Genomic DNA, 20,855 nt, shown 5'->3' on the forward strand with positions numbered 1-20,855 from the left:
GCGTCCAGGCACTCCCAGGGGGCGAGCATGTCGAGTACGACGCGGTCGACGCTGCCGGGCTCTTCAACCTGCGGCAGGGTGTCCTGCAGGTCGCCGATGCTCAGCTTCCACGCCGGGTGGGGGCCACCGAACATGGTCTCGATGTTGCCGCGGGCGACGTCCGCGAACTCTTCGCGACGTTCGAAGGAGTGCACGCAACCGTAGTCACCGACTGCACGCAGCAGGGCGATGGACAGCGCACCGGAACCGACGCCTGCCTCGACGACGCGTGCGCCGGGGAAGATGTCTGCCTTGACGATGATCTGGGCGGCGTCCTTGGGGTAGACGACAGCTGCGCCGCGCGGCATGGAGAGCACGAAGTCCTTGTAGAGGGGGCGCAGCGCCTGGTAGAGGATGCCGTGAGTGTTGGCGATGACGGTGCCTTCGGGCGCGCCGATGAGGTCGTCGTGCTTGAGGAAGCCCTTGTGGGAGTGGTATTCGCCGCCTTCGGCGAGGGTGATGGTGGTGATGCGGCCGCGTTCGTCAGTGATTTGGACGCGCTCGCCGGGGCGGAAGGGGCCGCGGCGGTTGATTGCGCCGGTGGGGGTGGGGGTGCCGCTGCTCACGGGGTGATTCTCCTCGGGTTTGGGTCAGTCTGTGCTGTTCGCCGTCGCGGCGAACTGTGGACGGAAAAAGTCTTTTTCTATTTTAGCGGAGTCTGCAAATCGGCTGTGGAGTGTTACCCCGCAAGCGTTAGTGATAGCCAGCGGGCGCAGAAAAGCGCAGGGCGGCAGCCACGGCTTTCACACCGTAGCGCCGATCCTGCGCTTCAAAAATGTTTTCAGAAGCCCTACGCTTCCTTCTGCGCCTCGTACGCGCGCACCTCAGCTAACATCTCTGCGGCGAGCGCATCGACCGCCTCACGGTCATACGGGCGGAAAGCGTACAGTTCCTCCACGACCGACGAAGCCATCTTAGAGGACCACACCCAGTCGTGCCGCCAGGATATCGCGCACCAGCGCGCCACCACCGACGGTGGTGTCCACCAGAGCCTTCACAGCCCACGCATCCACAGCCGCCAGCGCCGCCGGAGCGTTCAGGTCCTCACCGAGCGCCTCACGCACAGCGGCCAGCAGCTCAACAGCCGCCTCATCGGTGACGCCCTCGGAACCCTCACGGTCCTCAGCCACCGACACCGCATGACGGTAGGTGTCCAGGCGAGCCTTCGCATGCTCCAGCAGCTCATCAGTCCAGAACCAATCCGAACGGTAATGCTGACCCATAATCGCCAGACGCACCGCGTTCGCATCCTCACCTGCCGCGCGCAGACGCGAAACCAGCACCAGGTTACCGCGGGACTTGCTCATCTTGTGGCCGTCCAAACCGACCATGCCGGTGTGTGCGTAATGCTTAGCGTGCGGGCGTGCAGACACAGCCCACGAATGGCCCGCACCCAGGTCGTGGTGCGGGAAGGTCAGGTCGTTACCACCAGCCTGAACGGTCAGCGAACCATCCACAAAACGGCGGGCAATCATGGTGCACTCGATGTGCCAGCCGGGGCGGCCTGCGCCCAGCTCGCCGGCATCCCAGCTCGGCTCGCCCTCACGCTTCACACGCCACAGCAGCGGATCCAGTGCGTCACGCTTACCGGCACGGTTCGGGTCGCCGCCGCGCTCAGCGAAAATCTCCAGCATCTCATCACGGGTCAGGTGGCAGACCTCGCCCGGCGCCCACGAGTAGCCCTCAGCGTTCGCGGGCAGCTCACGCACAGCCTTCAAATCCAGGTACACGTCGCCGTCAGGCTGCTCAACGCCCTGCTTGTCCGTGAAACCGGGCACGCGGTACGCCAGGCCGCGGCGCAGCAAATCCTCAATCAGCGGGAACAGCCACTCAATGGACTCCACCACACCCACATAGTGCGCCGGCGGAATCACGTTCAGCGCCTTCATGTCGGTGCGGAACAGCTCCGTCTGATCCTCAGCCAGCTCACGCCAATCAACGTTCGTGGCGGTCGCACGCTCCAGCAGCGGGTCGTCCACATCGGTCACGTTCTGCACGTAAGTGACCGGCACGCCCGCATCCAGCCAAGCGCGGTGCAACAGGTCAAAAGCAACATAGGTGGAGGCGTGACCCATATGCGTCGCGTCGTACGGGGTGATACCGCAAACGTACAGGCTCGCCGCCTTATCCTCCTGAACCTGAACAATCTCACCAGCCGCGGTATCAAAAATACGCGGCAGCGCAGCCTGACCGGGCAGAGTCACAGAGGCGGGGGCATCCCAAGCTCGCATGGGTTTCCTTTCCGTAAAAACGCCCACAACCGGTGGACGCGCCACACCCGCCGCCCAACCCAGGCACATGCGGGTGCCAAAAAATCTACTTAAACAAGAATACCCGCCCGTGAGAAACTCACGGACGGGTATGTCATATCACGCTGAGGGCTAAAGCCTTAGAACGCCGAAGAAGTAGCGTTCAGAACGCCAGTGCCCAGACCAACGAAAATCAGGATACCGAGCGCAATGCGGTACCAAATGAAAATGCCGTAGGACTTCGTAGACACGTACTTCAAGAACCAGCCAATCATCAGGTAGCCCACCACGAACGCAACCAGAGTCGCAACGATAGTCGACGGGATACCGTAGTAGCCGGTCGCCTCCTCGCCGGTGACCACCTTAAAGGTCTTGTACAGGCCGGACATGAACACGGCGGGCATCGCCAGAAGGAACGAGTAACGCGCCGCAGCCTCACGGGTGTAACCCATGAACAGACCCGCGGTAATGGTACCGCCCGAACGAGAAACACCCGGAATCAGCGCCAGCGCCTGCGCGCAACCGTACAGCAGACCGTGACGGAAAGTCAGGTCCTTCAGCTCACGCTGCTCACGACCGAAACGGTCCGCAAGACCCAGGAACACTGCGAAGACAATCAGCATGGTCGCCACAATCCATAGGCTACGGAACTGGGTGTCAATGTAGTCTTCCAGCAGCAGACCCAGAACGCCGATGGGCAGGGAGCCAATAATAATCAGCCAACCCATGCGGGCATCCGGGTCGTTACGCGGCACGCGGCCGGCAAGAGCACCGAACCACGCCTTCAGGATGCGCACAATATCGCGCCAGAAGAAAATCAGAACCGCAGTCTCAGTACCCAGCTGGGTGATTGCGGTAAACGCGGCGCCCGGGTCAGCCTTCTCCGGCAGGATCTGGCCAACAATGTTCAGATGCGCCGATGAAGAAATCGGCAGAAATTCGGTAAGGCCCTGAACGAAGCCCAAAATAATTGCTTGAATCCATTCCACGCATTCAAGGATACAGGAGGGGCGCCTAGCCAGGGCGGTTCCCGGAGGGTGATGTGGGACTTCCGCAAACCTGCCCGTCCACACTGTGAAACGCTCGGGGCACCGTTTTGGGTGGTGCACCGCGGTGCAACCGGGGCTTATCCACGGCTCATTTACGGTTCAAGGAGGCCGCGCAAACACCTCAAAGGCACGCTCTCCGGCGCGGCGAAGGCGCATCAGCGGCGCGTTCTCCGGTGCAAGCGTACTAGCCACACGACCAGTCAAAAACACCAGTCTCAAAATCAAAAACAGCGCTACCGCACCCAAAATTCAGCACATCAAACTCATCGAACTCAATATAACGAGCCGTCAGCCCCTCCGGCAGAGCCTGCGCATAAAAATGAGTGCCACCCAGGTGAGTACCCACCGCAATCAGCGGCTTCGCCCACTCAAACCACGCCGAATCCTCAGCATCCCAATCGAAAGGACTCAGATAACCAGTCTGCGGGTCCACATTCTCAAACACATCACTGGGGACCTTACCGGCGTTCGGGTCATCCGTCGGAACCCACCCCACCAGAGCAGGCTTACGAGCCAGCGGCGGCTGCTGATCCGCCAAAGCCCAGGCGCTGAAGCTCTCCTCCTCACCACGATGCTCACCGGGTCGGCGCACATCCTGCGGCGGCTCCGTACGGGACGAGAACTCCTCCTCACTCAGGTACAGCACCGCAAACTCGGCATCCAAAATATCACGCAACAACAGCTGATACGGATGCACCCGCGCCTGCGCATACTGCACCTCAAACGGGTCATCACTTGCAGCGTTAGCAACGCCCTCAGTCGCATCATCCTCAGCGAACTGACCATCACCGGCAAAGAACGAAAACGCCACCACGCCCGGATACTTCTGCGCGTCCGGCAGGTACTCCCCCGGCAGCCTCACCGTAAAAATATGCTGCATCGGCAAACCAGTAAACGTACTGCGCGGCCACTGATCCTGCTCAATACCGGGACCGGTCGAACCCACCCAGCCAGCCTCCCACACCTCGGGGGAACCGGCAGGCAGAGCAGTATCATCACCACCGCTCAACTCATAATTCCATGCACGAGCAGAAGAATCGGTGCCCGCCGCATCAACGGGGCTAAACACCATCGCGTAGCTTTTCATGAGAGTTCCTTCTCTGCAGACTATTCGCCTAATCCGTCCCGCAGTCCGCCAATGCGCAACACCAGCACGCATTAACGCGTAAGGGCGGGATACATACTCCCAGTATGCATCCCGCCCCCGCATCATGCACGGTTAACGGTCACCAGCCAGCGACCACCCGCAAACCTGCACGAAGCATCTACGGTTATCGCTTATGCCTGACGCTCATCACGCAGCGCACGGTTCACAGCCGAAATCATCGCCTTCAACGCCGCACGAGTCGTCGAGTTGTCCACACCGATACCCCACAGCACGCGAGAACCAACAGCAGCCTCAACATAGCAAGCAGCGTTAGCAGTCGACGAAGACGACATCGTGTGCTCCGAATAATCCATCACGCGAATATCCACGCCCTCACCCGACAGGATGTTCTGCAGAGCATCAACCGGGCCGGTACCCGAAGCAGAACGAGTGTACGTATGACCATCAATATTCAAACCAACACGCAGAGTAGTCGCACCGGTATCAGCCGAATCAATGTTAATCGACTCAATACGGTACTTACCCCAACGCTTTTCAGGATCAGCAGCGGGCAGGTATTCATCCGCGAAGATGTTCCACAGCTTCTCGCTGGTCATCTCGCCGCCCTCAGCGTCAGTACGAGCCTGAACAATCTTCGAGAACTCAACCTGAGCACGACGCGGCAGATCCAGACCGTGATCCTGCTTCAGCAGGTACGCCATACCGCCCTTACCGGACTGCGAGTTCACACGAATAATCGCCTCATAAGTACGACCCAAATCGCGAGGATCAATCGGCAGGTACGGAACCTCCCAGTACACCTCATCCACAGTCTTACCCGCCTCAGCAGCAGTACGCTCCAGAGCCTCAAAGCCCTTCTTAATAGCGTCCTGATGCGAACCAGAGAACGCAGTGAACACCAGGTCGCCACCATACGGCGAACGCTCGTGCACCTTCAGCTGGTTGCAGTACTCAACAGTCTTACGGATACCGTCAATATCAGAGAAATCAATCTGCGGATCCACACCCTGGGTGTACATGTTCAGACCCAAAGTCACCAGGTCAACGTTACCGGTGCGCTCGCCATTACCGAAGAGGCAACCCTCAATACGGTCAGCACCCGCCAGGTAACCCAGCTCAGCAGCAGCCACGCCGGTACCACGGTCGTTGTGCGGGTGCAGCGACAGCACGATGTGCTCGCGGTGGTTCAGGTGGCGGTCCATCCACTCGACCGAGTCGGCGTACACGTTCGGGGTAGCCATCTCAACGGTAGCGGGCAGGTTCACAATCAGCTCGCGGCCGTTCTGACCAACCTCCAGCTCCTCAGCCACAGCGTTCACCACGCGAGCCGCGTACTCAAGCTCGGTGCCGGTGAAGGACTCGGGCGAGTACTCGTAGATGACCTTAGTATCAGAAATCATCTGCTCTTCGTACTTGCGGCACAGGCGTGCACCCTGCAGGGCGATGTCCAGCACGCCCTCCTGGTCCTGCTGGAACACCACGCGGCGCTGCAGCACGGAAGTCGAGTTGTAGAAGTGCACAATCGCCTGCGGTGCACCCTCAATCGCCTCAAAAGTACGGGCAATCAGGTGCTCACGCGCCTGCACCAGAACCTGAATGGTCACATCCGAAGGGATGTGGCCGTCCTCAATCAGGGTGCGCACAAAATCAAAGTCAGTCTGGGACGCCGAAGGGAAACCAACCTCAATTTCCTTGTAACCCATCTTCACCAGCAGCTTGAACATCGCAAGCTTACGGTCGGTGTCCATGGGGTCAATCAGCGCCTGGTTGCCGTCACGCAGATCCACTGCGCACCAGCGCGGAGCCTTCTCAATGACCTTATCCGGCCAGGTGCGGTCCGGCAGGTCAACAACAATCTGCTCGTGGAAAGGGCGGTACTTGTGTACCGGCATGGGGCTGGGCTTCTGGTGGTTTTTCATGATGAATTTCCTGTTGGTTGGTCCGTCTCGCTCTACCCCAATTGTGGGGCTCGTACCGTGCCGGGTATCGGTCCCCGGCAGCCGTGGTCAAGGCGGTGCATCAGAAAGGATGCAAAGGTGAGATGCCGCGTCAAAAAGCCGGAACGGTCGCGGCAGATTCTAGTGTGCCCCGTTCCGGCGAATAAGCAGCAGGTTCACTGCCTGGCGAGTAACCCCGCGCATGCTCTCACCGTCAATAGTCATGCCTCCACGCTATCACAGGGGTCGGAGGCGGCGGCAGGGCACACGGGAAGCCGTCCATCATCTGGAAAGAATTAACGGCAAAGGGGCGCAGCCACCATTTCTGGCGCTACGCCCCCTCACTCAAAATTCACGCATCTGCGCTATGCCCTAGCTACAACCTAGTAGGCGAAAGCAGTCTGACACTTGTTCTGATCAGCAGTCTGACCGGTCGCGTTACCCGCAATCGCAGCCTCCTGCTTCTCCATCGCCTCACCGGACGGGAAGTCAGTACCGATAGTCACCGACACGCCCTGAACCTCTTCGGTCGCCACCACGCGGGTCACGTTCAGCTTCGCGGCGATTTCCTTCGCCTCCGCCTCGTAACCGGTCGAGTAGAACACCGTGGTGAAGTTCGTCGGGTTAGCCGAAGTACCCGGAGTAACATTCGTGTAGCCCAGGCCCTCAATCACCGAGGCGATCGTAGCCGAACGGCCATCCAGACCGGTCGCGTTGTACACGCTCACCGGAACCGTACGATCCAGCTGAACCGGAGCGGCAGAAGTAGCCGGCGCCTCCGGAGCCTTCTCCTCCTTCAGCGACTTATCGTCACGCAGACGCTGGAACACGTTCGCAGCATCCGCAGAAACCTGCAGACGGTTCTCATCCTGGCTCCACGGCTCAGTCGGCACCGTCGCAAACACAACGTTCGACAGGTCCACGCCACCAAGAGCCGCACCAACACCCACCAGAGTGCTGATATTACCCAGGTTCTTATCCACCGTCACGTTCTGAGTAATCGCCTCAGCCATGTTAATCAGACGGCCCGGATTCGACAAAGTACCCTCGCTCTTCACCTTACGCAGCAGCGAAGACAAGAAGCCCTGCTGAGCCTGAATACGACCAATATCGGAACCATCCGAGAAGCCGTGGCGGCTACGCAAGAACGCAAGAGCCTGCTCACCCTCAACAGTGGAAGTACCCGCAGGAAGCTTCAGGCCGCTGTACTCGTCATCAATCGGAGCATCCACACAAACCTGAACGCCGCCAACAACCTTCGACAGCTCCTTCACAGCGTTAAAGTCCACCAGCATAAAGTGGTCAATATTCACGCCGGTCAGCTTACTAATGGTCGCCACAGTACAACCAGCACCGCCACGAGACAGAGACTCGTTAATCTGAACGTTCTCCTCAGCCGGGTACACGGTGCCGCTCTCAGGGTCAGTACACTGCGGCACGTCAACCATCAAGTCACGCGGGAAGGACAGAACACTCACGTTCTTGCGGTCCTTGCTGATCTGCAGAAGCATCATCACGTCCGCGCGAGCCTCAGAATTGCGGTCATCCTCATCACCGTACGCACCGTTATTACCTTTACGGGTATCGGAGCCAATCACGAGAATGTCCAAAGCGCCGTTCTCCAGGCCGTCCTTGTAATTGCTGATGTTCAGCTCCTGAGTATGCAGATTATTGCGCATACGCAGAGCCAACACGCCACCAAAGCCAACAACAATGACGAGCATGCAAGCAGTAAGCAGAGCAATCCACTTATTGCGGTTTGAAGTCATCACCGTCGTGCGCATATGACGACCGGTGCTTCGTAAACGAGGTGCCTGGGGCATACCTTTTCTCTTTCTGCCGGTGAGCAAGTGCTTTCTCAGAGTAACACTCTTCCCTATGAGCGCCGAATGAGAGTGAAAAGTTTCACCCGGAGGCATGCACATATTTCTGCAAGCCACCGGGTGAAAATAGGGATGCGCGACCGCCCCCAAGGACAAACCCCTCTGGGCGATGCGCTCAGGAAAGCTACTAGAATCCCAGGCGGTTCAACGCACGCGCGTCAGACTGCCATTCCTTCGCAACCTTCACATGAATATTCAAATAAACGCGGGTACCGAGCATCGCCTCAATCTGCTCACGAGCCTTCGTGCCAATCTTGCGCAGGTTCGAGCCGCCCTTACCGATAATGATGTACTTCTGCGACTCACGCTCCACATACAGGTTCACGTGCACATCCAGCAGCGGGTTATCCTCCGGGCGGCCCTCACGGAACTCCATCTCCTCAACCGTCACAGCAATCGAGTGGGGCAGCTCCTCACGCGCACCCTCCAGTGCCGCTTCACGCACCAGCTCCGCGATGAGGGTTGCCTCCGGCTCATCGGTCAGCTCACCCTCCGGGTACAGCGGCGGCGACAGCGGAGTGTACTGCGCCAGCAGGTCAGCAACCGCATCCACCTGGAAATGCTTCACAGCAGACACCGGGATAATCGCAGCCCAGCCACCCTTACCGTCAACCGGCATCGGCTCAGCAACCTCACCGGCACGGCGCTTAGCCGCAGGACCCGAACCCTTCGCGAAAGGCACAGCATCATTCTTGCCGCCCTTACCCTTGGGGCCCTTACCCTTCTGCTTCGCACGATGTGCGGCACGCTTAGCACGAGCCGCACGCTCAGCGCTCATGACCTCCTCGCCGAGCGCCTCAACAGCCAGCAGCTGCTCACGCAGCTCCTCAGAGCTCACAGTGTCAGCCTTCGTCACAATAGCAACCACCGGCTTATTGCTCGACGCCACCAGCTGCGACGCAATGTAACGGTCACCCGGACCGATCTTCTCATTCGCCGGAATGCAGAAGCCCAGCACATCCACCTGCGAGAGGGTGCTAGCGACCAGGTCGTTCAGACGCTCACCCAGCAGAGTGCGGGGGCGGTGAATACCCGGGGTGTCCACCAGAATCAGCTGGTACTCGTCCTTGTGCACAATACCGCGGATCGTGTGGCGGGTCGTCTGCGGACGGTTCGAGGTGATAGCCACCTTCTGACCGACCATAGCGTTCGTCAGAGTGGACTTACCCGCGTTCGGGCGGCCCACCAGCGACGCGAAACCCGAACGGAAATCCTTCGGGTAGGTCGGCAGCGGGGTGCTCAAGTCCAGAGTGCTCAAATCGAGCGGGGTGTACTCCTGGTCCATGTGTTTCTCCTTGTTAAATCCCGGGGTCAAACCCCGGGCGGGGTGTATGGGGTGCCAGCCTCATCTGCCTGCGCCTTCCGGGGCGGGGCGGCCGACTCAAAGTGTGTTAGGGAAAATGCGGCGTCTATATTCGATGTCTAGCGGTTGCCGTGCTGATCGGTTGCCGGTTCAGCCTCTGCAATATCTCCCGGAAGATCCGGATGCGCGTGCGGCTCAGCCACAGCGGGAGGCTCGGTATCCACGGTGAAGATGTCAGCAACCTCCGCGGAATGAGGCTCCGAGGAAGACGTAGCGGAACCTTCAGCGTTCTGCTGCTCATCACGAGGCGGCTCATACCACGCCTGCAACATATCCACCTGGTGGCGGCGGCCCGACGAACCAATCGCACGAATATGAATACCGTCAATCTCAATCTCAGAACCGACAATCGGCACCATGCCCAGATGCTTAGCGAGCAGACCGCCCACCGTATCAACATCTTCATCGTCGAGTTCACGGCCGAAAATCTCGCCCAGCTCATCAATACCCAGGCGGGCAGAGAGACGGAACGTGCCGTCATCGTTCAGCGTGTACTCGGGGCGCTCGTGATCGTACTCGTCAGAGATGTCGCCGACCAGCTCCTCGATCAGGTCCTCAAGCGTGATCAGACCGGCGGTGCCGCCGTACTCATCAACAATGATCGCCACGTGCGTGGACTCGCGCTGCATCTCACGCAGCAGATCCATGGCGCGCTTCGACTCGGGCTCAAAACGAGCCGGGCGCATCAGCTCAACCACGGTCGGCAGGGCGGTACCCTCGGGAGCCTCGCCGTGCAGGATGAAGGCGCGCATCGCGTCCTTCAGGTAGAGCACGCCCAGAATCTCATCGCTCGAATCACCAATCACCGGCATACGCGAATAACCCGAACGCAGGAACAGGCTCAACGCCTCACGCAGAGGGGTGTCACGGCTAGCGGTGAGCATGTCGGTGCGCGGAACCATGAGCGAACGGATGCGGGTATCGTCCATCTCAAAGACGGACTGCACCATCTGCGCCTCGTCATCCTCGATGGTTTCAGCGTCGGAGGCGCGGTCCAGGAACTCGCGCAGCTCCTCCTCATCGAACACGCCCACAGGGGCCTCAGCCGAACGTTCCGGCGCCAGGCGCACACTGAGCTTATCGAGCAGACCGGTCGCCGGGCTCAGCAGAACCGACAGGTAGTGCACCGGGCGAGCCAGCACACGAATCGACGCGACCGGGCGGTTACGACCCAGAGCACGCGCCAGCACATGCAGAATCGGGTAGCCCACCAGCGCAACAATCACGAGGGTCAGCACGACGGCGAGCGCGTGCACCTCGACCAGGTTCAGCAGGCAGGTCATGGTGGCGAGCACCGCGGCAGCTGCCGCAATGAGGCGGGTCAGGCGCAGCGGGTGCGTGTATGCCTCGGAGTCACCGTCGAGGGTGCGCTGCAGGACACGGGCGCCGAGGGTGTCCGGGTGCGCCTCCACGGCTTCTTCCGCCTCGTTGTGCGGCAGGTAGGTGAACGCGGTTTCGGCGATTGCCGCAACCACGGTCAGGCAGAGCGCGAGAACGGCGAGGAGGGCTGTGAGTAGAATGTCCACGCCGCTCCCCTAGTGTCGGGTTTCGACCGGTGCCGGGCGGCCCAGGAACTCTTCGAGGATGGAACGCTGAATGCCGAACATTTCAGCTTCCTCTTCGGCGGTTCCGTGGTCGTAGCCGAGGCAGTGCAGGATGCCGTGGGTGGTGAGCAGGCACAGTTCGTCAAGGGTGCTGTGGCCCGCATCTGCGCCCTGACGTGCGGCAACGGGCGGGCAGAGGATGATGTCACCGAGCATGCCGCTGGAGGGGTTTTCGGGGGTTCCCGGTTCCAGCTCGTCCATGGGGAAGCTCATCACGTCGGTTGCGCCGGGCAGGTCCATCCACTCGATGTGCACGCGCTCCATCTCGTCTTCGTTCACGATGGCGATGGACAGGTAGGTGTCATCGGCAAGGTGCATGCGCTTGAAGGCGTGCTCGACGAGACGGGTCAGCACCTCGGTATCTACCGCTTCGAAAGATTCACGGATGAAGGCATCGGTTGCCGGGTCGGCACCGGTTGCGGGTTCTTCACAGTCGAATTCAATCTCTGCCACCGTTTAGCGTCCTTCCGGGGTGGTCTGTGCGTTGTTTTCTTCGGCGTTCTTCTCAGCGTTCTTTTCGGAGCCGCCGTTAATACCGGCGCGGTCCAGCAGCTTCTCGGCCGCCGCCTCGATGGTCGCGCGCTTGACCTTGCGGTTGCGCTTGCGTTCCATAGCCTTCTGGTCCTCGCCCCACTGATCGTAGGCGGACACAATATTCGAAACCAGGGTATGGCGCACCACGTCAGAGGATTCCAGGATGCTGAAGTGAATATCCTCCACACCCTGCAGAATGTTGCGCACCTGCTTCAGACCGGAGGCGGCACCACCGGGCAGGTCCACCTGGGTGATATCGCCGGTAATGACCATCTTCGAGCCGAAACCCAGGCGGGTCAGGAACATCTTCATCTGCTCGGCGGTGGTGTTCTGCGCCTCGTCGAGGATGATGAACGCGTCGTTGAGGGTGCGGCCGCGCATGTACGCCAGCGGTGCGACCTCGATGGTGCCCGCCTCCATGAGCTTGGGGATGGTTTCGGGCTCGAGCATGTCGTGCAGCGCGTCGTAGAGCGGGCGCAGGTACGGGTCGATCTTCTCGTTGAGGGTACCGGGCAGGAAGCCCAGACGCTCGCCGGCCTCCACGGCGGGGCGGGTGAGGATAATGCGGTTCACCTCGTGGCTCTGCAGCGCCTGCACAGCCTTCGCCATGGCCAGGTAGGTCTTACCGGTACCCGCCGGGCCGATACCGAAGATCACGGTGTTCGCGTCGATGGCGTCCACGTATTTCTTCTGGTTAATGGTCTTGGGGCGAATCGTGGTACCGCGGGTGGAGAGGATGCTGGTAGACAGCGAGTGCGCCGGGTTGCTCAGCTCCTCACCGAGCATGCCCATGAGGCGGTGGATCACCTGAACGGTAATCTGCGTGTCGTGGCTGGAGAGCACGCGCAGCTCGTTCAGCAGCTTTGCGGCGGTGTTGACGGCCTCGGAGGGGCCGGTGATGAGCACGTCCAGGTCCTTGGGGCGCAGGCTAATCTGCTCGAAGTAGTCCTCGATAATTGCCAGGTGCGCGTCCTGCGGGCCGAGCACGGCAATCATCTCTGCGGCGCTTTTGAAGGATACGGTGCGTGCGGTCGACAGCGGTCGGGAGGTAGTCATATGGGCTCCTTGGCTAGTGATGTATTTACAAGTATAGATGTGCGTGATGCGTCACGCCCCGGTGAGATAGGCGGCGGGTACAGGCGTGCAGCTTGGCTGAGTAGCGTTCTACCAGCGGCGCTTTTACCAGCGACCGAGCACCACATTCAGGGTGCACATGGCGGCAGAACCCGCGGTGGAGGAACGCAACACCTCGTCACCCAGCAGTGCCAGCTGAGCGCCGGCGTCGGTGAAGAGCTGCACCTCGCGGTCGCTGATGCCGCCCTCGGGGCCGACGAGCAGGTAGATTTCTTCGGGCAGGTTCTCCGCCTCCACGAGCTTGCGAGCTAGGGCGCTGAGGCGTTCGGTCGCCTGCTCGTGCAGGATGAACACGGCGGCGGACTGCTCGGAACCGGCGACTTCTTCGATGAGTTCCACCAGGTCGGTGGTGCTGTACAGGTCGTACACCTCGGGAATGAGCGCGCGGCGCGACTGCTTCGCCGCGGCGGTGACGGTGTTCTGCCACTTGGTGTGTGCCTTGGAGGCGCGCTCCCCCTTCCAGCGCACGATGGAGCGGTCCGCACTCCAAGGAAGCACACCGTACACGCCCAGCTCGGTCGCCGTCTCGATGGCGAGCAGGTCGCGGCCGTCCTTCGCGAGCGCCTGCACCAAGTAGATGGAGGGCACGCTGCGTTCTGCGCGCAGCTCCTGCACCTGCACGCTCACACCGTCCGCGTTAATGGAGGCGACCGTACCGAGTGCGCGGCGGCCGGTGCCGTCACCCAGGTCGATGCGTTCGCCAAGCTCAAGGCGCTTGACGAGGGCGTGCTTGCCTTCGGAGCCGCCGAGCGCGTGGACGGCGCCGGGGGTGAGTGCGTCGTATTCTTCCGTGCTGATGTAGAAGATGGGGGCGCTCATGGTTCTCCTTGAGGGGCGGCTACAGGTGCCGGTAGTGTGCGGGTGACGTGTGAAATAGGTGTGCAGCGTAGCGCGGGCGCATGCCGCGCAATGCTGAATAAGAAAAGGTGCTGACAGGAAAGCGGCGGGTGCGGGTTGAGTACCGCACCCGCCGCATCCTGAGCTTGGTGTAGGAATCCTACTTGAACTGGTCCTTCAGGCGGGAGAAGAGACCGCCGCGCTGCTTAACCTGCGCGCCTTCGTTCAGCGGCTCGTTGCGCAGTGCCGCGAACTGGCGCAGCAGCTCGCGCTGCTCTTCGGTCAGGTCGGTCGGGGTGACCACCTGAACGCGTACGAGCAGGTCGCCGCGTCGTTCGGTGCCGAGCACGGTTGCGCCCAGACCGTTGAGGGTGATTACGTCGCCGCTCTGAGTGCCGGCGGGAATGTTGACTTCCTGGTCGCCGTCGAAGGTCTTCAGCGGAATGGTGGTACCCAGTGCCGCCGCAGCCATGGGGATGTTGACGGTGGTGACCAGGTTGTCGCCCTCGCGGCTGAAGTACTTGTCACGCTTGACGTTCAGGTCAATATACAGGTCACCGTTGGGGCCACCGTACAGGCCTGCTTCGCCCTTGCCGCGCAGGCGGATACGCGCCTGGTCGTGCACGCCGGCGGGAACGTTGAAGGTCAGCGGAACGTCTTCGCGTACGCGACCCTGGCCGTGGCATTCGGCGCAGGGAGTTTTGATGACGGTGCCGTAGCCGTGGCAGTCGGGGCATTCAACCTGCTGCATGACGGTACCGAGGATGGACTGCACACGGCGCTGCATGAAGCCGTGGCCGGAGCAGGTGGTGCAGGTTTCGGGCTGGGTGCCCTCTGCGGTGCCTTCGCCGTTACAGGACTTACAGGTCACGGCGGAGCGACGCTCAATGGTCTTCTCAACACCGAACACGGCTTCTTCCAGGGTGATGGAGACGGTAATCAGGTCGTCCTGGCCCTGGCGGGTGCGGGATGCGGGGCCGCGGGCACCTGCCGCGCCGCCGGTGAACATGTTCAGCAGATCCTCGAAACCACCGAAGCCGCTGAATCCGCCGCCCGGGTAGCCACCGCCTCCGGGGTAGCCTGCGCGGCCCTGTTCGTCGCCGGTGGTGTCGTAGTTGCGGCGCTTTTCGGGGTCGGAGAGCACCTCGTAGGCGAGGGTGACGCGCTTGAACTCTTCGGCTGCATCCTCGGAGGGGTTCACGTCGGGGTGCAGCTGGCGTGCCTTCTTTCGGTACGCCTTCTTGATCTCTTCGGGGCTGGCGTCTTTCGATACGCCGAGAGTATCGTAGTGGCTCATGCGTTTCCTTCCTCTCGAGACGATGGCGGTGCTCGATGAGTGCACCGCCAACAATGGTCGTATCAATTCTAGGGGATACTACCCCCGACCCGATACAATGGCTAGGCTGAATGGGGGTCGCTCCCGCTATCCGCTTAATCTGCGGCGCGCGTGCCCCTGAAATCGGCTCCGTAGCCCTACCGTATCTGTACCCCTACCGCCTGCGAAGATTGCCTCGAAGGAGAATACGTTGAGTACCCACCACTCCCCCTACGGCTGGGGTGCCCAGGATCTAAACGCCGCCCGCATGAGCCGCCAGGCGCCGCCTCCGCGTAAGGTGCCGCTGCAGCGCGGCCTGCTGATTGAGGATATTAACGGCTGGGTGGGCGAGGTCGTGAAGGCTGAGCGCATCGGCGGTGCCCTGTTCTTCGGCCTGGAGGACGCGAAGGGCCGCGTAAAGAATTTTCCGCTGGGTCCGGGCTACCTGATTGAGGGTGAGCCTGTTGAGATTATTGCCCCGGTAGCGGCGAAGGAGCCGAAACGCACGATTTCTCGTTCCGGTTCTATTGCGGTGAAGAACGCCCCGGCTCGGGTGGCGCGCGCCTCCCGCATCTGGGTTGAGGGTCTGCACGACGCCGAGCTCGTCGAGAAGGTCTGGGGCCACGACCTGCGCGTTGAGGGCATCGTGGTGGAGCCGCTGCACGGTGTGGACGACCTGGCCGGCGCGGTGCGCGAGTTTGCCCCGGGCCCGGGCCGCCGCCTGGGCATCCTGGTGGATCACCTCATTGAGGGCACGAAGGAGCAGCGCATCGTCGCGGAGGCGCTGGCTGTGCCGGGTGCGGCGGGGCACGTGAAGATTGTGGGCCACCCGTTCATCGATATTTGGCAGGCGGTCAAGCCCTCGGTGCTGGGTTTGAAGGCGTGGCCGCAGGTTCCGCGCGGTGAGGACTTCAAGAAGGGTACGCTGCGTCGTCTGGGTCAGCCGCACGAAACGCAGGCGGATGTGGCGCAGGCGTGGAAGCACATCCTCTCCCGCGTTGACTCCTACGCAGACCTGGACCCGACCCTGCTCGGCCCGGTCGAATCGCTCATCGACTTTCTGACCGAGCCCGGCGCGTAGCCGCACCACCCCCGAATGTGAGTTTGCTCAGAACCTTGCAATCGGGGGCATTAACCGGCGGCAGGCACTGCCCGAGGCGGTACAATGGTTGAGCATGTGGCATTGCCCCCGCGGGCTGTGCCGCGACATCACTACACTCTAGGTCGCCACCGCTCAAACGATTCACCTCTTCAGAGGGCAAATCCACCGGCCTCGGTGATCACCACAAGAAACTTCTATCGAACTAGGATTTTCGTGACTAACGATGTTCGCCCGGCAACCGGGCCCCAGAAAACCCGCAAGATTAGCGTGATTCAGGACCGCAACCGCGCAACTCTCGCGCACTTCGGCGGTATTCTCGGCATCATCCCGTCCGCAGCGGTTTTCTACGTCAGCCGCAATAACGCGCCCTTCGCTGAGCAGGAAGCTCGCGAGGCAATGAACTTCACCCTCCTGCCCTCCATCGCTCTGGTGGTGCTGTGGGTTGTGTCGTTCCTGCCCGGCATGGGCAACATTGCCATGGTTCTGGGTGCGCTCGTGTGGCTGTTCATGGCTATTGCGTCGCTGCGTGCCGGCATTGAGGTGAACCGCGGCGAGCCGTACAGCTACCGCCTGAACCCGCGTCTGCTGGACCACTTCTACTCCACCGAGAACGCAGAATCCGCAGAGTCCTAAACCGCGCTGTCTCAGAACCGCGCTGATAGCTTTTACGTTTGAACGCCCCGTACATTGTGTGCAGGGCGTTCTACGTTTAAGTACTGCTGTTCTAAAGGCTGCTGGCGGAGGCGGTAACCCGGTGGGGTTGTAACTGCTCTACCGAGCTTCTTTGCCTAGTGCGCGTGAATTGCCGCAAACTCTACCGAATGGTGCTGTACATAATCGTTGTTAAACGATCGTGGGCCCCTGTTACCAGGAGCCCACAACCGTATTCACTCAACTTCAGCAAAGACGAGAACACGCTGTTAGACATATACCGTCCTGCCATGACCTATTATGGCACAGCGTAACCTTCAACCACAACTTGAAATTGGGTGTTTTGGAAAATTTTTTCTCAGGAAAGTATTCGAAAAATAAGCACTCCGAAAGCGGCATGAACGAGCGGGAAATTCTTTCAGCTAGTCCAGCACAAATGCGAACAATTAGCACGCTGGTGTAAGGTCTGATGCTCTCCTCGCACTCCCCCAAACAGCCCCGAAAATTTTTTTAAAAATTTTTCTGAACCCGCGAAAACACCCCGAAATCACCGAAATATTACGGCAATCCCGGGGTGCACGCCGCACGCAGGCGGCGGCAGAGACGGCACCCAAGTGGCACTGCAACAGACCAGAACCGGAGCGCCGCTCAGATTAAAAAGCCCCTTATCACGCAGGTATTTCTTAGTGCTCCTCGTGCTCTTCAGTAACTTCCGGGAGTAGCTCGCGCGTCACAGCATCGCCCAGCAGGCGGCCCTTGAGGGTCAGGCGCACGTGAGCTTCAGGGTCAGGTTCAGCCTGAGAGGTCAAAGCATCAGGCTCAATCAGAGCTTGAGAAACCAGCCAGCGCAACGAGGCACCCAGCTGAGCCTCATCGTGCACCGCAAGCAGCTCGCGCATCGCCAAACCCTCGCGCACACGAATCATGAGCATGATCATCTCGAAGGCGCGGGTCGAAGCGTCCAGCACCTCACGTGCCGCCGCCGGGGACTCCCCCGCACGCACCTTCTGCGCGTAGGGCACCGGGTGCTTCACGTTCCACCAGCGGGTGCCATTCACGTGCGAGTGCGCGCCGGGGCCGATGCCCCACCAGTCCTGGTTGCGCCAGTAGGCGAGGTTGTGGTCGCTGCGGGTGTCCTCGCTGCGCGAGTAGTTGGACACCTCGTACCACTGGTAGCCAGCTTCGGTGAGCAGCTCCTCGGCGAGCAGGTACATGTCCGCCATAAGGTCTTCATCGGGCATGGTGTACTCGCCGCGGCGAATCTGCGCGGCAAGCTTGGTGCCGTCTTCGACGATGAGCGAGTACGCGGAAATATGGTCCGGCTCGTAAGAGATTGCGGCCCGAACGCTCTGCTCCCACTGCTGCAGGCTCTCCCCCGGCGAACCGTAAATCAGGTCTACGGACACCTGCAGGCCGACCTCCTTAGCCCAGGCGACAACCTTCGGCACATTCGAGGGGGTGTGGGTGCGGTCGAGCACCTGTAGCACCTCGGGCACGACGGACTGCATGCCGAAGGACACGCGGGTGAAACCGCCGTCCTTGAGGGTCTGCAGGTCCTCAAAGGTGACGGAATCGGGGTTGGCTTCGGTGGTGACTTCTGCGCCCTCGACGATGCCGAAGACGTCGATGGCTGCCTGCAGGATGCGCACGAGGTCGCGGGCGGGCAGTTTGGTGGGGGTGCCGCCTCCGAAGAAGACGGTATGCATGGGGCGTTTTGCGACGCCGGATGCTTCGAGGGTGCGTGCGGCGAAGAGGATTTCTGCGATGGCGTCGTCGGCGTAGGTGCCGAGGCCGATGCCGTCGCCGAAGTCTTCGGTGGCGTAGGTGTTGAAGTCGCAGTAGCCGCAGCGTACGGAGCAGAAGGGGATGTGTACGTAGAGGCTGAAGTCGCGGTTTTCGCATCCTGCGGCGCTGGTGGCGGGGATGCGCCCGTCGCGGGGTGCGGGGTCGCCGGTGGGCTGGGCGGGCATTCTGCCTCCTGGAACTAGGTGTACGAGTAGTGAATCAACAATACGGGCACCGCGTATGCGGCTACGCGGGCGGCATCAACAGACAGCGTGCAGAGAACCCGGCGGTACACGGGGCACCAGCCGGGTTCTCTACACAAACAGGTCGGCACACAGCCGGAAAAGCCAGGAAACGGCGAAGGCTACTTCTTCTTTTCCTTCTCCTCGCTCGAAGACAGTGCCGCAATGAAGGCTTCCTGAGGAACCTCCACACGACCGACCATCTTCATGCGCTTCTTGCCTTCCTTCTGCTTCTCCAGCAGCTTACGCTTACGCGAAATATCGCCACCGTAACACTTAGACAGAACGTCCTTACGCATCGCGCGAATATTCTCGCGGGCAATAATACGCGAACCGATAGCCGCCTGAATCGGCACCTCAAACTGCTGGCGAGGAATCAGCTCACGCAGCTTAGAAGTCATCATCAGGCCGTACGAGTACGCCTTATCGCGGTGAGTAATGGCGCTGAACGCATCCACCTTCTCACCCTGCAGCAGGATGTCGACCTTCACCAGGTCAGCCTCTTCCTCACCGTCGAACTTCCAGTCCAGCGACGCATAACCGCGGGTACGGGACTTCAACTGATCGAAGAAGTCGAACACGATCTCCGCCAGGGGCAGGCGGTAACGCATCTCCACACGATCCTCGGAGAGGTAATCCATGCCGCCAATCTGGCCGCGGCGAGCCTGGCACAGCTCCATGATTGCGCCAATGTACTCGCTCGGGGCAATAATCGTACACGCCACCATGGGCTCGCGAATCGTCGCGACCTTACCCTCGGGGAATTCGCTCGGGTTGGTCACGCGCTTAGCGTTGCCGGCCTCGTCCACCACGTCGTAAATAACGTTCGGTGCGGTCGAAATCAGGTCCAGGTTGAACTCGCGTTCCAGACGCTCACGCACAATCTCCAGGTGCAGCAGACCCAAGAAGCCACAGCGGAAACCGAAGCCCAGAGCGGCAGAAGTCTCCGGCTCGTAAATCAGCGCGGCGTCGTTGAGCTTCAGCTTATCCAGTGCGTCACGCAGCGCCGGGTAGTCCGAACCGTCAATCGGGAACAGGCCGGAGAACACCATCGGCTTGGGGTCCTCGTAACCGCCCAGGGACTCCTGCGCAGGCTTCGCGGCGGAAGTGACGGTATCACCCACACGCGACTGACGCACGTCCTTCACACCGGTAATGAGGTAACCCACCTCGCCCACGCCCAGGCCCTTCGACGGGACAGGCTCAGGGGAAATCACACCGATTTCGAGCAGGTCGTGCTCGGCGCCGGTGGACATCATCTTAATCTTCTGACGCGGCTGCAGGCTGCCGTCCACAACACGCACATAGGTGACCACGCCGCGGTACGAGTCGTACACCGAGTCAAAAATCATGGCACGCGCCGGGGCGGATGCGTCACCCTGCGGGGCGGGAATCGCCTCCACAATACGGTCCAGCAGAGCCTCAACGCCCTCACCGGTCTTACCCGATACGCGCAGAACCTCGTCCGGCTCGCAACCAATCAGGTTCGCCAGCTCCTCAGCGTACTTATCGGGCTGAGCCGCGGGAAGGTCAATCTTGTTCAGCACCGGGATGATGGTCAGGTCGTTCTCCATCGCCAGGTACAGGTTTGCCAGGGTCTGAGCCTCAATACCCTGGGCGGCGTCCACGAGCAGAAGCGCACCCTCACATGCGGCCAGGGAGCGGGACACCTCATAGGTGAAATCCACGTGGCCGGGGGTGTCAATCATGTTCAGCGCGTAGGAGGTGCCGTCAACGTCCCAGGGCATGCGCACAGCCTGAGACTTAATGGTGATACCGCGTTCACGCTCAATGTCCATGCGGTCCAGGTACTGCGCCTTCATATCGCGCGGGGCAACCACGCCGGTGGCCTGCAGCATACGGTCTGCGAGGGTGGACTTACCGTGGTCAATGTGGGCGATAATGCAGAAGTTGCGAATAATCGCGGGGTCGGTCGCCGCCGGAACGGGCGGGTTCTTCGACATGGGTGCCAATCACATCATCCTTTCGAGATGCTGGGCGCGGGTATGGGCATAGTTACCTA

The 20,855-nt window shown here is 60.9% G+C and carries 16 protein-coding genes and 1 pseudogene; 2 read left to right on the forward strand and 15 right to left on the reverse strand.

What is annotated here, in order from left to right:
* The 13 genes and pseudogenes from AB8C10_RS06650 to dnaJ form a co-directional block, all read right to left on the reverse strand.
* Positions 1-605: pseudogene (locus AB8C10_RS06650) on the reverse strand (tRNA (adenine-N1)-methyltransferase); the annotation flags it as partial.
* Between the two features lie 224 nt (positions 606-829).
* Positions 830-952, reverse strand: coding sequence for a hypothetical protein (locus tag AB8C10_RS06655; RefSeq protein WP_306525624.1), 123 nt, complete (start codon positions 950-952; stop codon positions 830-832).
* Between the two features lies 1 nt (position 953).
* The gene (gene mshC, locus AB8C10_RS06660; protein WP_368867253.1) at positions 954-2,270 is read right to left on the reverse strand and encodes a cysteine--1-D-myo-inosityl 2-amino-2-deoxy-alpha-D-glucopyranoside ligase; all 1,317 of its coding nucleotides are present in this window, start codon (positions 2,268-2,270) and stop codon (positions 954-956) included.
* A gap of 158 nt (positions 2,271-2,428) precedes the next feature.
* A complete protein-coding gene (locus tag AB8C10_RS06665) occupies positions 2,429-3,277 on the reverse strand; it encodes an undecaprenyl-diphosphate phosphatase (protein WP_297606640.1) in 849 nt (282 codons plus the stop codon).
* Positions 3,278-3,521: 244 nt separating this feature from the next.
* A complete protein-coding gene (locus AB8C10_RS06670) occupies positions 3,522-4,424 on the reverse strand; it encodes a hypothetical protein (protein ID WP_368867254.1) in 903 nt (300 codons plus the stop codon).
* 191 nt (positions 4,425-4,615) lie between these two features.
* Positions 4,616-6,364 (reverse strand): 2-isopropylmalate synthase, encoded by a 1,749-nt coding sequence (leuA, locus tag AB8C10_RS06675; protein WP_368867255.1) that lies wholly within the window; start codon positions 6,362-6,364, stop codon positions 4,616-4,618.
* Positions 6,365-6,765: 401 nt separating this feature from the next.
* Positions 6,766-8,205: an LCP family protein gene (locus tag AB8C10_RS06680; RefSeq protein ID WP_368867256.1), complete on the reverse strand. Its 1,440-nt coding sequence runs from the start codon at positions 8,203-8,205 to the stop codon at positions 6,766-6,768.
* Between the two features lie 187 nt (positions 8,206-8,392).
* Positions 8,393-9,550 (reverse strand): GTPase Era, encoded by a 1,158-nt coding sequence (locus AB8C10_RS06685; protein WP_368867257.1) that lies wholly within the window; start codon positions 9,548-9,550, stop codon positions 8,393-8,395.
* A gap of 137 nt (positions 9,551-9,687) precedes the next feature.
* On the reverse strand, positions 9,688-11,154 hold the full coding sequence (locus AB8C10_RS06690) for a hemolysin family protein (protein WP_368867258.1): 1,467 nt from the start codon (positions 11,152-11,154) through the stop codon (positions 9,688-9,690).
* A 9-nt stretch (positions 11,155-11,163) separates the two neighbouring features.
* The gene (gene ybeY / locus AB8C10_RS06695; RefSeq protein WP_005505992.1) at positions 11,164-11,685 is read right to left on the reverse strand and encodes an rRNA maturation RNase YbeY; all 522 of its coding nucleotides are present in this window, start codon (positions 11,683-11,685) and stop codon (positions 11,164-11,166) included.
* Positions 11,686-11,688: 3 nt separating this feature from the next.
* Positions 11,689-12,822, reverse strand: a complete 1,134-nt coding sequence (locus AB8C10_RS06700) for a PhoH family protein (protein WP_368867259.1) — start codon at positions 12,820-12,822, stop codon at positions 11,689-11,691.
* Between the two features lie 123 nt (positions 12,823-12,945).
* Complete coding sequence (locus AB8C10_RS06705; RefSeq protein ID WP_368867260.1) at positions 12,946-13,719, reverse strand: 16S rRNA (uracil(1498)-N(3))-methyltransferase; 774 nt, start codon at positions 13,717-13,719, stop codon at positions 12,946-12,948.
* 178 nt (positions 13,720-13,897) lie between these two features.
* Complete coding sequence (gene dnaJ / locus AB8C10_RS06710; protein WP_296546127.1) at positions 13,898-15,034, reverse strand: molecular chaperone DnaJ; 1,137 nt, start codon at positions 15,032-15,034, stop codon at positions 13,898-13,900.
* 229 nt (positions 15,035-15,263) lie between these two features.
* On the opposite strand from dnaJ, the gene AB8C10_RS06715 reads away from it, so the two are divergent.
* Together AB8C10_RS06715 and AB8C10_RS06720 are read left to right on the forward strand one after the other, a co-directional pair.
* Positions 15,264-16,133: a DUF3097 domain-containing protein gene (locus tag AB8C10_RS06715; RefSeq protein ID WP_368867261.1), complete on the forward strand. Its 870-nt coding sequence runs from the start codon at positions 15,264-15,266 to the stop codon at positions 16,131-16,133.
* A 234-nt stretch (positions 16,134-16,367) separates the two neighbouring features.
* Positions 16,368-16,787: a DUF4870 domain-containing protein gene (locus AB8C10_RS06720; RefSeq protein WP_368867262.1), complete on the forward strand. Its 420-nt coding sequence runs from the start codon at positions 16,368-16,370 to the stop codon at positions 16,785-16,787.
* A 701-nt stretch (positions 16,788-17,488) separates the two neighbouring features.
* Here AB8C10_RS06720 and hemW read toward each other — a convergent pair.
* Together hemW and lepA are read right to left on the reverse strand one after the other, a co-directional pair.
* Positions 17,489-18,775, reverse strand: coding sequence for a radical SAM family heme chaperone HemW (gene hemW / locus AB8C10_RS06725; protein ID WP_368867263.1), 1,287 nt, complete (start codon positions 18,773-18,775; stop codon positions 17,489-17,491).
* Between the two features lie 179 nt (positions 18,776-18,954).
* Positions 18,955-20,796, reverse strand: coding sequence for a translation elongation factor 4 (gene lepA / locus AB8C10_RS06730; RefSeq protein WP_371260001.1), 1,842 nt, complete (start codon positions 20,794-20,796; stop codon positions 18,955-18,957).
* Positions 20,797-20,855 lie beyond the last annotated feature (59 nt).

The sequence above is a fragment of the Rothia mucilaginosa genome (assembly GCF_964210535.1).
GTDB lineage: Bacteria > Actinomycetota > Actinomycetes > Actinomycetales > Micrococcaceae > Rothia > Rothia mucilaginosa_F.

What these genes read in the sequence shown, in the direction of transcription:
- hemW (WP_368867263.1), bottom strand. Translation starts at nt 18,775, where the DNA reads ATGCCCGCCCAGCCCACCGGCGACCCCGCACCCCGCGACGGGCGCATC.
- dnaJ (WP_296546127.1), bottom strand. Translation starts at nt 15,034, where the DNA reads ATGAGCCACTACGATACTCTCGGCGTATCGAAAGACGCCAGCCCCGAA.
- AB8C10_RS06680 (WP_368867256.1), bottom strand. Translation starts at nt 8,205, where the DNA reads ATGCCCCAGGCACCTCGTTTACGAAGCACCGGTCGTCATATGCGCACG.
- AB8C10_RS06700 (WP_368867259.1), bottom strand. Translation starts at nt 12,822, where the DNA reads ATGACTACCTCCCGACCGCTGTCGACCGCACGCACCGTATCCTTCAAA.
- AB8C10_RS06685 (WP_368867257.1), bottom strand. Translation starts at nt 9,550, where the DNA reads ATGGACCAGGAGTACACCCCGCTCGATTTGAGCACTCTGGACTTGAGC.
- mshC (WP_368867253.1), bottom strand. Translation starts at nt 2,270, where the DNA reads ATGCGAGCTTGGGATGCCCCCGCCTCTGTGACTCTGCCCGGTCAGGCT.
- leuA (WP_368867255.1), bottom strand. Translation starts at nt 6,364, where the DNA reads ATGAAAAACCACCAGAAGCCCAGCCCCATGCCGGTACACAAGTACCGC.
- AB8C10_RS06705 (WP_368867260.1), bottom strand. Translation starts at nt 13,719, where the DNA reads ATGAGCGCCCCCATCTTCTACATCAGCACGGAAGAATACGACGCACTC.
- lepA (WP_371260001.1), bottom strand. Translation starts at nt 20,796, where the DNA reads ATGTCGAAGAACCCGCCCGTTCCGGCGGCGACCGACCCCGCGATTATT.
- AB8C10_RS06670 (WP_368867254.1), bottom strand. Translation starts at nt 4,424, where the DNA reads ATGAAAAGCTACGCGATGGTGTTTAGCCCCGTTGATGCGGCGGGCACC.
- AB8C10_RS06655 (WP_306525624.1), bottom strand. Translation starts at nt 952, where the DNA reads ATGGCTTCGTCGGTCGTGGAGGAACTGTACGCTTTCCGCCCGTATGAC.